The following is a 13,218-nucleotide window of genomic DNA, read 5'->3' as shown; positions in this document are numbered from 1 at the left end:
ACGGGCTAGAACAATCGCACCATTCCTTTTTAACCAATGGTGTTGTGATGTCTTCCATTCAAAACGTGCATGCAAGTGGTGCAGCGGGGCGGGCCCCGGTGGCACCGCCTGCAGAGGGGGCGGTGAGTGCGCCGCTCTTGTTACTGCTGGCGACCACGGCGGGGCTGAGCGTGGCGTCGCTGTATTACAGCCAGCCCATGCTGGGCGTGCTGGGGCCCGACATGCAGGCCGACAGCCGCGTGGTGGGGCTGGTGCCCACGCTCACGCAGCTGGGGTATGCGCTGGGCATCTTGCTGCTGGCGCCGCTGGGCGACCGGTTTGACCGGCGCCGCATCATCGTCATCAAGTCCATCGCGTTGATGCTGGCGCTGCTGCTGAGCGGCCTGGCACCCGGCATGGGCGCGTTGCTGGCAGCCAGCCTGGCCGTAGGCCTGGCAGCCACGGTGGCGCAAGACGTGGTGCCCGCCGCCGCCACGCTGGCCCCGGCCGAGCAGCGCGGGCGCATGGTGGGCACGGTGATGACGGGGCTGCTGCTGGGCATTTTGCTGTCGCGCGTGGTCAGCGGCTTTGTGGCGCAGCAGTGGGGCTGGCGCACGGTGTATGTGGCGGCGGCGGTGGCCATTGCGCTGCTGACGGTGGCCGTGTGGCGCGGGCTGCCGCGCTTTGCGCCCACCACGCAGATGGGCTATGGCGCGCTGATCGGCTCGATGGTGGCGCTGTGGCGCCAGCACGCGGCGCTGCGCCGTGCGGCCTGGGCGCAGGGGCTGCTGGCCGTGGGCTTCAGCGCGTTCTGGTCCACGCTGGCGGTGATGTTGCACAGCCAGTTCAACCTGGGCACTGCGGCGGCGGGTGCGTTTGGTCTGGCCGGGGCGGCGGGCGCATTGGCAGCCCCGCTGGCCGGGCGTCTGGCCGACAAGCGTGGGCCCGAGGTGGTGACGCGCTATGGCGCAGGCCTTGCCGCTGCGTCGTTTGCGGTGATGGCGCTGGCACCGCTGTTGCCTGCGCAGGCCCAGCTGGGCTTGATTGTGGCCAGTGCCATCGGCTTTGACTTTGGCGTGCAGGCCACGCTGGTAGCGCACCAGACCATCGTCTACGGCATCGACCCTGCGGCGCGCAGCCGGCTCAATGCGCTGCTGTTCACCGGCATGTTTATAGGCATGTCGGCCGGGGCGGCGCTGGGCAGCCTGGCGCTGGCGCAGTGGGGTTGGTTGGGGGTAGTGGGCTTGGCCACGGCGGGCTCGCTGGCGGCGCTGGCCGTGCGCATGGGGCGGCGCTGGGGGCGATTTAGATCGAAATAGGGCGGTAGCGCTAGTGGATCATGCGCTGGCAGCTATACAAAAGAGAGCAAAATCCGCGCAAGGCGAGGGTTACGCTTTTTGCAGCAAGCGGTCCATCCAAACCAGGCAAGCCAGACCCAAGGGGCCAGATAGCGCCACATACCCCAGCGAGGCGATCAGTTTGGCCCACCGCGAGTAGCGTGGCAGGTTAGCGATGACATACAGCCCGGGGATGAAGATGAACAGAGCCAGTATGGCGGCTACTGCCGGGGGAGGGGCCTCAAGCCAGATCATCACCAAAGGCGGCACCCACAAAGGGGCCAGCAGCGACGCCCAGCGAAATGAAGCGCTTTCCAGAACGTAGGGAGGCAGACCCCAGCCCGCTTCCCTGGGGCTGAGGTCATCTCGCGACGCGGAAGGGTTACCGCCTGCCCACCGGCCGCATCTGAGGCACCTAGATGTACCTGGCGGGACGCTGGCGCGGCAGTTGATGCAGGTGAGGAATGACACGCGTCCGCTCAGGCCTTTTTCACCTCAATGTGGTACAGCCCCCAGGGGCACAGGCCAAAGCGCTCCTTCACGGGCTTGTCCTTGAAGGCGGGCAGCACGTCCGCGTCGTACACGGCCCACTGGGGGCCCAAGCCGCCCAGGGCCATGGGCTGGCCGTCGACGTGGGTGGCGACGATCATGCGGTAGGCCTGGGCGTCGGCCATGCTGATGTTGACGTTGTAGCCGTCCACCGCGCGCAGGCCTAGTTGCACGGGGCTGCCAGCGGCCACACCGGCGGCAGCCAGCACGGTGGTGAGCAGGGGGCCTTTGAGCGTGTGGGGCTTGCTGTCGTATTCGAGCGTGGGCTTGATGGTGATGGCGGGCATGCGCGCTAGGGCGGCGGCGTCCAGCGCGTAAGCCTTGTCAAACTGGATGCCGTGTTTGCCCATCATCTGGTCGATGGTGGCATCCAGCGCGCCGCGGTTGGACTGGGTGATGGCACCGCTGATGGTCAGCAGTGTGGGGCCGCTGGGGCCCTTGGCCTGTGTGGCGGCGTGGCTGCTGCCGGTGGCCGTCCACAGGCCTGCCAGGCCCATGCCGGCGGCGACGAAGTTGCGCTTGTTCATGCTCATGGGAGGGTGCTCCTTGGTGGAAATCAGGGGCGGATGGTAAGTGCTGGAGCCGCGCTTGCCACGCAATAAATCGCAACAGGCTCGCAACAGGCGGTGTGCAGCGTGCCCAACCTTCTGCCGCCAGGGTGCTTGCCTTGTGGCGACAGCGGCCCGACGCCAGCCGCACCACAATCGGGTCATATGACCTCTTCTTCGACGATGCTGCGGGTGATCAGCCTGGCAGCCTTTTGCAGCATGGCCTCCATGCGTGTGTGCGACCCGATGCTGGTGTCTCTGGCGCGCGAGTTTTCTGTCACCACGGGCGATGCTTCGGCCGTCATTGCGGCGTTTGCCGTGTCTTATGGCGTGCTGCAGTTGTTTTATGGCCCGCTGGGCGACCGGCTGGGCAAGGTGCGCGTGGTGATTGGCGCCACGTTTGCCTGTGCGCTCTTCAGCGGCGTGACGGCGCTGGCGCCCACGCTGCCGGTGCTGGTGGCGGCGCGTGCGGCCATGGGGGCGTCAGCGGCGGGCATCATTCCGCTGTCGATGGCGTGGATTGGCGACAACGTGCCGTACGAGCAGCGGCAGGAGACCCTGGCGCAGCTGATGGTGGCCACGGTGTCGGGGATGATGGCCGGGCAGTGGTTTGGCGGCTTTTCGGTGGAGGCGCTGGGCTGGCGGGCGGCGTTTGTGGTGCTGTCGCTGCTGTTTTTGACGGCTGCCAGCCTGCTGTGGCGGCAGTCCCGCGCCATGGCGGCCAGCACGCCAGCCCCCGCCCCTGGCAGTGCGGTGCCGCCCGCGTTTTCGCTGTCGGCTTACCTGGCCAACACGGCCGCGCTGCTGCGCATGCCCCGGGTGCGCTGGGTGTTGACCGTGGTGGCGGTGGAGGGCGCGCTGGCCTTTGGCACGCTGGCCTTTGTGCCTGCGCGCATGGTGGACGGGTTTGGGCTGTCGGCCTCGGCGGCCGGCGGGGTGATGGTGCTGTATGGCGTGGGCGGGCTCATCTACAGCCTGCTGGCGCGCCGCTGGCTGGCGCTGCTGGGCGAGCGGGGCCTGGCGCTGGTGGGCGCATCGCTGATCGCCGCCGGGCTGTTGCTGCTGGCCTGGGGGCCGGTGGCGGCCTGGGGGGTGCTGGGCTGCTTCTTTGCCGGGGTGGGCTTTTACATGCTGCACAACACGCTGCAAGTGCAGGCCACGCAGATGGCGCCCGAGGCCCGGGGCACGGCCGTCACGCTGTTTGCGTGCCTGCTGTTCCTGGGGCAATCGCTGGGCGTGCTGTTGGTGGCGGCCAGTGTGGACCGGGGCTGGATCGCGCCCGTGTTCTCGGTGGCGGCACTGGGGGTGCTGGTGCTGGGCACGCTGGTGTCGCGCAAGGTGAATGGCCGGGTGGCGGTGCCTGCGGGGGCGTAGGCCAGATTTGGCCGCACCGCGCTAATAACTTTGATGTCTTATTACTTTATTTTTTGATAGTTGGATTCTTTATGTTGCAATAGTACATTCCCTTATCTTTGTGTCTTTTAGGGCCGAACCCGCGCCGCCCGGCGTGTGGCGGCCCTTTGTGTTTCATGATCGAACTACGGGGTATCACCCAAACCTACCAGGGCTCACAAGGCCCGGTCGAGGCGCTCAAGGGCATCGACCTCACCATCCAGCCGGGCGAAGTGTTCGGCATCATCGGCAAGAGCGGCGCGGGCAAAAGCTCGCTGGTGCGGGTGATCAACCTGCTCAACCGCCCCACCACGGGCCAGGTCATCGTGGGCGGGCAGGACCTGACCCAGCTGAACGACGCGCAGCTGCGCGAGGCGCGCCGCGAGATCGGCATGGTGTTCCAGCACTTCAACCTGCTGTCGTCACGCACCGTGTTCGACAACGCCGCATTGCCGCTGGAGCTGGCGGGCATGGACAAGGCCGCCATCCGCGAGCGCGTGAACCCGCTGCTGGAGCTGGTGGGCCTGTCGGCCCTGGCCGACCGCTACCCGGCGCAGATCAGCGGCGGGCAAAAGCAGCGTGTGGGCATTGCGCGTGCGCTGGCCAGCCGCCCCAAGGTGCTGCTGAGCGACGAAGCCACCTCGGCGCTGGACCCGGAGACCACGCGCTCCATCCTCGACCTGCTGCGCCAGGTCAACCGCGAGCTGGGCCTCACGGTGGTGCTCATCACGCACCAGATGCAGGTCATCAAGCAGGTGGCCGACCGCGTGGCCGTGATCGAGGCCGGCCGTATCGTGGAGCAGGGCCGGGTGCTGGACGTGTTCACCCGCCCGCAGCAGGCCATCACCAAAAGCCTGATCGACGAGATCCTGCCGCAGGAACTTCCTGCCAGCGTGCTGGACCATGTGCGCAAGCTCGCAGGCCAATTGAGCGTGGGGCGGACTGGGCAACTGCTGCGCCTGTCGTACGCCGGGGACAGCGCCTACCAGCCCATCCTGTCGCAGCTGATCCGCCAGTTTGGCGTGGACATGAGCATCCTGCACGGGCAGGTGGACGAGATCCAGGACGAAACCTTTGGCTCGCTGGCCGTGTACGCCAGTGGCGAGGCCGACAGCGTGCGCGGCGCCGTGGCGCACCTGCGCGCGGGCGGGGTCGAAGTGGAAGAAGTGGCCGTGGCCGGTTAAGAGGGAGCACACATCATGTTCAACAACTTCACGCCAGCCATGCTGGATCTGTTTGCCTCGTCGCTGTGGGAGACGCTCATCATGGTCGGCATCTCCGGCCTGGTGGGCGGCTTGCTGGGGGTGCCGCTGGGCGTGTTCCTGCGCCTGACCGATGACGGCGGTGTGCTGGAGAACGGCCCCGTCAACAAGCTGGTGGGCTGGCTGGTCAACGCCGTGCGGTCCACGCCTTTCATCATCCTGCTGGTGGCCATCATCCCGTTCACGCGGCTCATCACCGGCTCGTCCATCGGCACGGCCGCAGCCGTGGTGCCACTGACCATTGCCGCTGCCCCGTTTGTGGCCCGCCTGGTCGAGGCCGCGCTGCGCGAGGTGGACCACGGCCTGGTCGAAGCCGCGCAAGCCATGGGAGCCACCACCAGCCAGATCGTGTGGAAGGTGCTGCTGCCCGAGGCGCTGCCCGGCATCGTTGCGGGCCTGACCATCACGTTCGTGAGCCTCACCGGCTACTCGGCCATGGCCGGTGCCATTGGCGGCGGCGGTCTGGGCGACCTGGGCATCCGCTACGGCTACCAGCGCTTTCTGCCCGAGATCATGCTGGCCGTGGTGCTGGTGCTGATTTTCTTTGTGCAGGCCGTGCAAAGCCTGGGCGACTGGGCGGTGCGCAAGCTGAGCCACCGTTGAGCGGTGAATGGTTTGCTATGGAATCAATAGCTTCTGGCGCATGATCCACTAGCGCTTGTGGCCTGTTTGGCTTCAAACCCACGCGTGGAGGCACTGCGTGGGCCTCTGCGTTGGTCCTGGCTCTCTCGCATCCTGTAGCAGAGGTGCAGAAGCCAATCTCAGCCCGGCACCCGGTAGTGGTAGCCGTAGGCCGTCTTGAACCCCATCGATTCATACAGCCGCAGCGCAGGCGTGTTCTGCGCCCGCACCTGCAGGTAGGCGCTGGTCGCCCCGGCCTCCATGCCCCAGTGCAGCAGCGCCTGCACCAGCGCGCGCCCGCGCCCGCTGCCCCGGTGTTCGGGCGCCACGGCCAGGTCGTACAGGCCCACGGCGCCGCGCTCCAGCACCGCCAGGCCAAAACCCACGGCATGGCCCTGGGCGTTGTGTTGCAGCGCATAGCCCACTGGGTGGGCGATGGTGTCGAGAATGTTGCGGTGCAGGTTGCGGTGGTGCGGCGCCACGCCGTTGGCCGCCGCAAAACCTTCCAGCCACACGGGCGATGGCGAGGTGCTGACGACGGTGCTGCCATCGGGCCGGGGCACAGAGCCCAGCGCCAGCGGCCGGTGCAAGACCAGCGAGGGGTCGAAGTGCCGGTAGCCCGCGTCCGCCAGCTCCTGGTCGGCTTCGGCCGGGGCCAGCGGTGAGATGCGGAACACCGCAGGCAGCCCATGGCGCGCATAGAGCGCAGCCGCCGCCTCGCGCACGCCGTCGAACGGTGCGCCGGGCTCCAGCGCGTTGACCGAGTTGGCGCGCTTGGTGTAGCCGCCCGACAGCCGGAACACCCAGCCCCGGTGAAACACCGTCTGGTGCGCAGGCCAGGCGTTGAAGGCGCGCTCCTCCAGCGCGCGGACGAGGGCAGCGGGTGCGGTGTTGGCAATGGGGGCGGTGTCGGTCATCGTTGGTTTATACCAACCCACCTTGACCATTCACCTCGCCAGCCACCCTGTGCGACAACTCTTTGCAACCCCTCTTTGCCACTCGGTCAGTCGGTGGTGATCTTGTTGTCTGCCACCAGCTTGGCAAAACGTGCGGTGTCGGCCGCAATCTGCTCGGCCATCTGCGCCGGGGTGTTGCCGATGGGTTCGGCGCCAATGTCCTGCATGCGCTTTTGAAAGTCCGGCGACTGGATGACCTTGACCATTTCGGTATTCAGCCGCGCCACCACATCGGCGGGCGTGCGGGCGGGGGCCAGCACACCAAACCAGGTGCCGATGTCAAAGCCCGCAAAGCCGCTTTCTTGCAGCGTGGGCACGTCGGGCAGGGTGGACGAGCGCTTGGCCGTGGTCACTGCCAGCGCCCGCAGCTTGCCCGCCTTGATGTGCGGCAGCACGGGGGTGACGGTGTCGAACGACATCGACACCTGCCCGCCCAGCAGGTCGGTGGTGAGCGGGCCGCTGCCTTTGTAGGGCACATGCAGCAGGGGCTGGCCGATGGACGTGGCGAACTGCGTGCCGATCAGGTGCTGCGCCGTGCCCGCGCCGTTGGAGCCGTAGGAGAACTTGTTGGGCGTGGCCTTGATCAGCGCCACCAGTTCCTTCACGTCCTTGGCGGGCGTGGCCGCACTCACAGCCAGCACGTTGGGCACCAGCGCCACGGTGGTGATGGGTGCAAAACTCTTTTGAAAGTCGTAGTTGAGCTTTTTGTACACGCTCGTTGCAATGGTGTGGTGCACCGCGCCCATCAGCAGCGTGTAGCCGTCGGCAGGGGCCTTGGCTACGTAGTCGGCCCCGATGGTGGCGCCCGCGCCGCCCCGGTTTTCCACGATCACGGGCTGGCCCAGGGCTGTGCCCAGTTTTTCGCCCAGCGCGCGTGCCAGCACATCGGTAGTGCCGCCCGCTGCAAAGGGCACAACGATGGTGACGGGCTTGGCCGGCCAGGCCTGCGCGTGCGCCGGTGCGCTGGGAAGGGCACAGGCAGCGCCAGCCAGGGCTGCCAGCGCCAGCAGGTGGTGCCGGCGTGTGGAGGGCGTTGTGGGCGACGTTGATGGTGGGTGGTGCGGGGTTGCAATGCGTGGCATGGTTGTCTCCGTTGGGTTGTGGTTCTTGTGGTTGCTGGGCTAGGGACGTCGGTGCATGGCGTCAGCCCGTGGCTGCGATCAGGATCGCGCGGAAGTCGTTGACGTTGGTGCCCGTGGGCCCGGTGACCACGGCGTCGCCCAGCGCGCCAAAAAAGGAGTGGGCGTCGTGTGCGTCCAGCGCGGCGGTGGCGTGTTGGCCCAGCGCGGCGGCGCGCTCCAGCGTGTCGGGCGTGGTGATGGCGCCTGCCGCGGGCTCCAGGCCATCGATACCGTCGGTATCCCCGGCCAATGCGTACACGCCGGGCAAGCCCTTGAGCGACAGGGCCAGGGACAGCAGGCATTCCACATTGCGCCCGCCGCGCCCTGGGGTTGGCATGGGTTGCCCTGGGGCCGGTGTGCGCAGGGTGACAGTGCTTTCGCCGCCACTCAGCAGCACGCGGTGCCGTGGTGACGGGGCCTTGGCGGCGTAGCGGGCGACACCGGCCAGCACGGTGCCCATGTCGCGGGCTTCGCCCTCCAGCGCGTCGCCGAGCAGCGTGGGCTCGATGCCCGCCTGGCGCGCCACCTGGGCGGCTGCCTGCAGGGCCAGGTCGGGTGTAGCAATGTCGTGGGTGGTGATGGGGCCCAGCCGGGTGTCGCCGGGCTTGATGCTTTCGCTGGCGGCAGTGTCCAGTGCGGCCAGCACGGCGGGCGGCAGCGCAATGCGGTAGCGCTGCAAGATGGCCAACGCCTGTGCGCGGGTGGTCGGGTCGGCCACGGTGGGGCCCGAGGCCACGTCCAGCGGGTCGTCGCCCGGCACATCGGACATCACCAGGTTGACCACGCGGGCAGGGCTGCAGGCCAGGGCCAGCCGCCCGCCCTTGATGGCTGAGAGGTGGCGCCGCACACAGTTCATCTCGCCAATGCTGGCGCCACTGCGCAGCAGGGCCTGGTTGAGCGCCTGCTTGTCGGCCAGCGTGACGCCCGGCAGCGGCAAGGGCAGCAGTGCCGAGCCGCCGCCCGACCACAGGCCAATCACCAGGTCTTCCGCACTGAGCCCGTCCACTGCAGCCAGCACGTGCCGGGCGGCGGCCAGGCCCGCCGCATCGGGCACGGGGTGGGCAGCCTCCAGCACGCGGATGTGCTGGCAGGCGGCAGCATGCCCGTAGCGTGTGACCACCACGCCAGACAGCGGCGTGGGCCAGTGGGCCTCCAGCACCTGCGCCATCTGCGCCGATGCCTTGCCCGCGCCGATCACCACCGTGCGGCCCCGGGGCGGGGCAGGCAGGTGCGGCGGCAGACATATCGCGGGTTGCGCGGATGCGATGGCGGCATCGAACATGCTGCGCAGCCAGTGGCGGGCCTGGGTGTCGATGTGCGTGCTCATCGGGTCGTGGGGCAGGGCGCAGTGCGTTGGGGCCACGCAGCTCAGGCGGCCTTTTGCAACTGCGTGTTGCCGATCAGCGCGCACACGGCGTCGGTCACCTGCGCCGTGGTGGCCGTGCCGCCCAGGTCGCGGGTGTGCAGGGCGGGGTTGGCGGTGACCTGTTCGATGGCCTGCATCACGGCGCGGGCGGCGTCGGCCTCGCCCAGGTGCTCCAGCAACATCACCACCGACCAAAACGTGCCGATGGGGTTGGCCAAGCCCTTGCCCATGATGTCGAACGCCGAGCCGTGGATGGGCTCGAACATGCTGGGGTAGCGGCGCTCGGGGTCGATGTTGCCGGTGGGCGCAATGCCCAGGCTGCCCGCCAGCGCGGCGGCCAGGTCGCTGAGGATGTCGGCGTGCAGGTTGGTGGCCACGATGGTGTCGAGCGTGGCGGGGCGGTTGACCATGCGGGCCGTGGCGGCGTCCACCAGCTCCTTGTCCCACTTCACGTCGGGGAACTCGGTGGCCACCTGCGCGGCAATCTCGTCCCACATCACCATGGCATGGCGCTGCGCGTTGCTCTTGGTGATGACGGTGAGCAGCTTGCGGGGGCGGGATTGGGCCAGGCGGAAGGCGTAGCGCAGGATGCGTTCCACACCCACGCGGGTCATGATGGACACATCGGTCGCCGCCTCGATGGGATGGCCCTGGTGCACGCGGCCGCCCACGCCCGAGTATTCGCCCTCGGAGTTTTCGCGCACGATGACCCAGTCCAGGTCCTTGGGTGTGCAGCGCTTCAGGGGCGCATCAATGCCCGGCAAGATGCGCGTGGGCCGCACGTTGGCGTACTGATCGAACCCCTGGCAGATCTTGAGGCGCAGGCCCCACAGCGTGATGTGGTCTGGGATGTCCGGGTCGCCGGCTGAGCCGAACAGGATGGCGTCCTTGCCGCGCAGCGCATCGAGCCCGTCGGCCGGCATCATCACACCGTGGGCGCGGTACCAGTCGCCGCCCCAGCCGAAGTTTTCGAACTGGAACTGCAGGCCCGCATGGCGTGCGGCCAGGGCTTCGAGCACGCGCTGGCCGGCGGGAATCACTTCCTTGCCGATGCCGTCTCCGGGGATGGTGGCGATTTGGTAGGTTTTCATGAAGGTCTTTGGTCTTGGTGTGTGAAAGCGTTGGGGAAGGCCTGCAGGGATGTCGGGCCGCGAAAAACGGGTGGAACAAAAACAGTGAGAGCGACTGTAGGCATCCGCTCGTTGTAAAAATGGCGCTCAAGTGAATCCATCGTTAACCTGCAGTTGATAATGCGGCGATGAGCTCCACCATCCAGCCCGCAGAACTGGGCTTCTTCTCGGCACTGGCGGCCAGCCCCAGCCTGAGCGCCGCCGGGCGCGAAATGGGTGTCTCCACAGCCGCCGTGAGCAAACACCTGGCGCAGATGGAAAAGCGCTTGGGTGTGGTGCTCATCAACCGCACCACCCGGCGCATGAGCCTCACGCCCGAGGGCGAGCTGCTGCTGGAGCACGCGCGCCGCATCCTGCGCGAGATCGATGCGCTGGACGAACTCATCGTGCAGTCCAAGGCCAGCCCCAAGGGCCTGCTGCGCGTGAATGCCACGCTGGGTTTTGGCCGCATGCACATTGCGCCCGTGATCTCGGACTTTGTGCGCCAGTACCCCGAGGTGGATGTGCAGCTGCAGCTGTCGGTGCACCCGCCACCGATCACCGACGACGCTTACGACGTGTGCGTGCGTTTTGGCGAGCCGCCCGACGGCCGCGTGATTGCCCGCCGCATGGCACCCAACCGGCGCGTGCTGTGCGCCGCACCCGCCTACCTCGAGCAGCATGGCAGGCCCCGCGTGCCGCGCGACCTGATGGAGCACCAGTGCATCGGTATCCGCCAGGGCGACGAGGCCTACGGCCTGTGGCGCCTGACCACCGGGCGTGGCAGCAAGGCGCACACCGAGTCGATCAAGATCACCGGCAACCTCACCACCAACGACGGAGAGATCGCTGTGCTGTGGGCGCTGCAGGGCCACGGCATCGTGATGCGCGCCGAGTGGGACGTGAACCGCCATCTGGCCCAGGGCCTGCTGGAGCCCGTCCTACCGCAGTACCACACGCCTGCGGCCGACATCTATGCGGTGTACCCGCAGCGGCACCAGTTTTCGACGCGGGTGCAGGCGTTTGTGGGGTTCCTGGCCGAGGCGTTGGCCGCGTCAGGCACGCTGGCAGGTGTGGGCGTGGGTGGCCGCACGGGCAAGCGGCGCGCCGTGCGTGTTTCTTGATCTGGTGGGTGGCGCAGGTGCCGTTGCCGGGTTAGGGTGTTGGCGAGGCGGGTTTTGATTCCTGTGGTCTCTCTGGTGCTCTTCAGCCTGCCTGCTTTTCCCTTGCTTTGATCGTCCCTGTTTTGTCCATGAAAACCTTGTTGCCGCTTATCCCCCCGCTGTTGGTTGCCCTGTTGGCCGGGCCCGCGCAGGCCGCCGATTCACAGGTGGTAGCCGACTGGTCCCTGTCCGCCGATGGTGCCTATGTGCTGGACCAGCGCGCCGGCCTGGCCTGGCCGCGCTGTGTGGAGGGCATGCAGTGGAACGGCAAGACTTGCACCGGCCAGCCCCTGCTGCTGGACCGCGCCGAGGCCACGGCCCTGGCCTCTGAACGCTGGAAGGCCGAGGGCGTGGGTTGGCGCATTCCGCGCGCGGCCGAGTTGCAGCGGCTGGTGGACAAGTCGCTGTCGCCCCCAGGCCTCAATCCCATCCTGTTCCCGGCGGCGCCGGGCCAGTGGCACTGGTCGTCCACTGCCAACGTGAGCGCGCCCAGCGTCAACCAGTACACCTACGGCAACATCGCCCAGGGCCGCGCAGGCGACGGCGCACGGCAGGCGGCCATGATCAACGGCTGGGCGGTGAACCTGTCCACCGGCGAGGCGCGCGGCGATGCGGCGCGGGCCAGCAAGCTGCCCGTGCGGCTGGTGCGGCCGATGCCGGTGGGTGGGGGCAAATAGCCTTTCGTCTCCGGGCGATCGCACTGGGCAGTTGCACCACGCAGGGTGGGGCGTTTAGAACCTGTTCAAGGTCTTTTTGGAGTTGCACAAGTCCCTTGCCGGGATGGGGTGCAAGGCGCGGTGTGCAGCCAATAGCCCGTGCTATTGGCAAGCGCCGCAACGCCGCAGACCGCCCGGCAAGGCACTTGCCCGAAGGGTTGGAGTGAAATCGGGCGATTGGACGCCCCGGCTGCTTATATGGGCATGAGCCCATGCGGCGCACCCGAAGCATCCACTCATCCCGATTGCACTCCAATGCAATCTCCAAAAAGACCTTGAACAGGTTCTATGCAGTCATGGGCTGCTCGTCGGCCGCTGCGAACACCTCGCGCGCGGCAGTCAGCCCGTTGAGTGCAGCGGGAAAGCCCGCGTAAACCGCCATCTGCATCAGCACCTCCACGATCTCTTCGCGGGTGACGCCCACGTTCAGCGCGGCCTGCAAATGCACCTTGAGTTGGGGTGTGGCGTTGCCCAGCGCGGTCAGCGCAGCGACGACGGCAATCTCGCGGCTGCGCAGGTCGAGTCCGGGGCGCGAGTAGATGTCGCCAAACGGAAACTCGATCAGGTAGCGCGCAAAGTCGGGGTCAGTGTCGGCCAGGCTGGCGACGACACGCTCACCCGCGTGGCCGTCGATTTCGCGCAGCTTGGCGAGGCCCTGGAGATAGCGGGGTTGGGTTTCGGGGGACATGGGAGCTTCCTTGGTGGGGGGACGACGGGGTGGGTCGAAGGGAAGCTTCCAGGCCCCGGTAGTGCGCGATCTTGGCTTGCAGGGCCTGCGCGGCTTGCTGCATGGCGGTGATCGTTGCCAGCACTTGCGCCAGGTGCTGCTCCAGCAACTGGCGCCGCTCAGGGGCGGTGCCGTTCCCTTCGCTGCGCAGCCGCGCAAAGTCCTGCATCTGCCCGATGGGCATCTGGGTCTCGCGCAGGCGCAGCAGGAATCCGATCCACTCCATGTCCGACGCCGCATAACGGCGCTGGCCGCCGGGTGCGCGGGCTACTGGCGCAATCAGCCCGGCGCGTTCGTAATAGCGCAGGGTGTGTGCCAAGAGCCTGTTTACGATCTCGCAGGGGATCGCGTTGGAGCGCAATCGGGATGAGT

The 13,218-nt window shown here is 67.6% G+C and carries 13 protein-coding genes; 6 read left to right on the top strand and 7 right to left on the bottom strand.

Annotated features, from left to right (window positions below; all coding sequences use genetic code 11):
• The first annotated feature begins 47 nt into the window (after positions 1–47).
• The gene (locus ACODSM_RS16390) at positions 48–1,298 is read left to right on the top strand and encodes an MFS transporter (protein WP_488806115.1); all 1,251 of its coding nucleotides are present in this window, start codon (positions 48–50) and stop codon (positions 1,296–1,298) included.
• A gap of 497 nt (positions 1,299–1,795) precedes the next feature.
• On the opposite strand, the gene ACODSM_RS16385 is transcribed toward ACODSM_RS16390, so the two are convergent.
• Positions 1,796–2,392, bottom strand: a complete 597-nt coding sequence (locus ACODSM_RS16385; protein ID WP_488806262.1) for a putative pterin-binding protein — start codon at positions 2,390–2,392, stop codon at positions 1,796–1,798.
• Positions 2,393–2,578: 186 nt separating this feature from the next.
• Here ACODSM_RS16385 and ACODSM_RS16380 point away from each other — a divergent pair, with 186 nt between their 5' ends.
• The 3 genes from ACODSM_RS16380 (at position 2,579) to ACODSM_RS16370 (ending at position 5,670) form a co-directional block, all read left to right on the top strand.
• A complete protein-coding gene (locus ACODSM_RS16380) occupies positions 2,579–3,787 on the top strand; it encodes an MFS transporter (protein ID WP_488806113.1) in 1,209 nt (402 codons plus the stop codon).
• Positions 3,788–3,942: 155 nt separating this feature from the next.
• Complete coding sequence (locus tag ACODSM_RS16375) at positions 3,943–4,989, top strand: methionine ABC transporter ATP-binding protein (protein WP_488806111.1); 1,047 nt, start codon at positions 3,943–3,945, stop codon at positions 4,987–4,989.
• Positions 4,990–5,004: 15 nt separating this feature from the next.
• Positions 5,005–5,670 (top strand): methionine ABC transporter permease, encoded by a 666-nt coding sequence (locus ACODSM_RS16370; protein ID WP_056067588.1) that lies wholly within the window; start codon positions 5,005–5,007, stop codon positions 5,668–5,670.
• A gap of 158 nt (positions 5,671–5,828) precedes the next feature.
• Here ACODSM_RS16370 and ACODSM_RS16365 read toward each other — a convergent pair whose 3' ends face one another.
• From ACODSM_RS16365 to ACODSM_RS16350, 4 genes are all read right to left on the bottom strand, one after another.
• Complete coding sequence (locus ACODSM_RS16365) at positions 5,829–6,605, bottom strand: GNAT family N-acetyltransferase (protein ID WP_488806108.1); 777 nt, start codon at positions 6,603–6,605, stop codon at positions 5,829–5,831.
• A gap of 86 nt (positions 6,606–6,691) precedes the next feature.
• Positions 6,692–7,726 carry a Bug family tripartite tricarboxylate transporter substrate binding protein gene (locus ACODSM_RS16360; RefSeq protein ID WP_488806107.1) on the bottom strand — a complete coding sequence of 345 codons (1,035 nt, stop codon included), beginning with the start codon at positions 7,724–7,726 and terminating at the stop codon, positions 6,692–6,694.
• A 61-nt stretch (positions 7,727–7,787) separates the two neighbouring features.
• Positions 7,788–9,092, bottom strand: coding sequence for a glycerate kinase type-2 family protein (locus tag ACODSM_RS16355; RefSeq protein ID WP_488806105.1), 1,305 nt, complete (start codon positions 9,090–9,092; stop codon positions 7,788–7,790).
• A 41-nt stretch (positions 9,093–9,133) separates the two neighbouring features.
• The gene (locus tag ACODSM_RS16350; RefSeq protein ID WP_488806103.1) at positions 9,134–10,222 is read right to left on the bottom strand and encodes a tartrate dehydrogenase; all 1,089 of its coding nucleotides are present in this window, start codon (positions 10,220–10,222) and stop codon (positions 9,134–9,136) included.
• A gap of 167 nt (positions 10,223–10,389) precedes the next feature.
• On the opposite strand from ACODSM_RS16350, the gene ACODSM_RS16345 reads away from it, so the two are divergent.
• Together ACODSM_RS16345 and ACODSM_RS16340 are read left to right on the top strand one after the other, a co-directional pair.
• Positions 10,390–11,364, top strand: a complete 975-nt coding sequence (locus tag ACODSM_RS16345; protein ID WP_488806101.1) for a LysR family transcriptional regulator — start codon at positions 10,390–10,392, stop codon at positions 11,362–11,364.
• 128 nt (positions 11,365–11,492) lie between these two features.
• A complete protein-coding gene (locus ACODSM_RS16340) occupies positions 11,493–12,080 on the top strand; it encodes an Lcl C-terminal domain-containing protein (protein ID WP_488806099.1) in 588 nt (195 codons plus the stop codon).
• Between the two features lie 325 nt (positions 12,081–12,405).
• Here the strand turns inward: ACODSM_RS16340 and ACODSM_RS16335 are convergent, their stop codons facing one another.
• Together ACODSM_RS16335 and ACODSM_RS16330 are read right to left on the bottom strand one after the other, a co-directional pair.
• Positions 12,406–12,807, bottom strand: a complete 402-nt coding sequence (locus ACODSM_RS16335; protein ID WP_488806097.1) for a carboxymuconolactone decarboxylase family protein — start codon at positions 12,805–12,807, stop codon at positions 12,406–12,408.
• Complete coding sequence (locus tag ACODSM_RS16330) at positions 12,734–13,207, bottom strand: MerR family transcriptional regulator (RefSeq protein ID WP_488806261.1); 474 nt, start codon at positions 13,205–13,207, stop codon at positions 12,734–12,736. The genes ACODSM_RS16335 and ACODSM_RS16330 overlap by 74 nt, the downstream gene beginning before the upstream one ends.
• Positions 13,208–13,218 lie beyond the last annotated feature (11 nt).

The sequence above is a fragment of the Acidovorax sp. FG42 genome, from assembly GCF_057809195.1.
This window is presented reverse-complemented; position numbering and strand designations above follow the sequence as displayed.

What these genes read in the sequence shown, in the direction of transcription:
- ACODSM_RS16390 (WP_488806115.1), top strand. Translation starts at nt 48, where the DNA reads ATGTCTTCCATTCAAAACGTGCATGCAAGTGGTGCAGCGGGGCGGGCC.
- ACODSM_RS16385 (WP_488806262.1), bottom strand. Translation starts at nt 2,392, where the DNA reads ATGAACAAGCGCAACTTCGTCGCCGCCGGCATGGGCCTGGCAGGCCTG.
- ACODSM_RS16380 (WP_488806113.1), top strand. Translation starts at nt 2,579, where the DNA reads ATGACCTCTTCTTCGACGATGCTGCGGGTGATCAGCCTGGCAGCCTTT.
- ACODSM_RS16375 (WP_488806111.1), top strand. Translation starts at nt 3,943, where the DNA reads ATGATCGAACTACGGGGTATCACCCAAACCTACCAGGGCTCACAAGGC.
- ACODSM_RS16370 (WP_056067588.1), top strand. Translation starts at nt 5,005, where the DNA reads ATGTTCAACAACTTCACGCCAGCCATGCTGGATCTGTTTGCCTCGTCG.
- ACODSM_RS16365 (WP_488806108.1), bottom strand. Translation starts at nt 6,605, where the DNA reads ATGACCGACACCGCCCCCATTGCCAACACCGCACCCGCTGCCCTCGTC.
- ACODSM_RS16360 (WP_488806107.1), bottom strand. Translation starts at nt 7,726, where the DNA reads ATGCCACGCATTGCAACCCCGCACCACCCACCATCAACGTCGCCCACA.
- ACODSM_RS16355 (WP_488806105.1), bottom strand. Translation starts at nt 9,092, where the DNA reads ATGAGCACGCACATCGACACCCAGGCCCGCCACTGGCTGCGCAGCATG.
- ACODSM_RS16350 (WP_488806103.1), bottom strand. Translation starts at nt 10,222, where the DNA reads ATGAAAACCTACCAAATCGCCACCATCCCCGGAGACGGCATCGGCAAG.
- ACODSM_RS16345 (WP_488806101.1), top strand. Translation starts at nt 10,390, where the DNA reads ATGAGCTCCACCATCCAGCCCGCAGAACTGGGCTTCTTCTCGGCACTG.
- ACODSM_RS16340 (WP_488806099.1), top strand. Translation starts at nt 11,493, where the DNA reads ATGAAAACCTTGTTGCCGCTTATCCCCCCGCTGTTGGTTGCCCTGTTG.
- ACODSM_RS16335 (WP_488806097.1), bottom strand. Translation starts at nt 12,807, where the DNA reads ATGTCCCCCGAAACCCAACCCCGCTATCTCCAGGGCCTCGCCAAGCTG.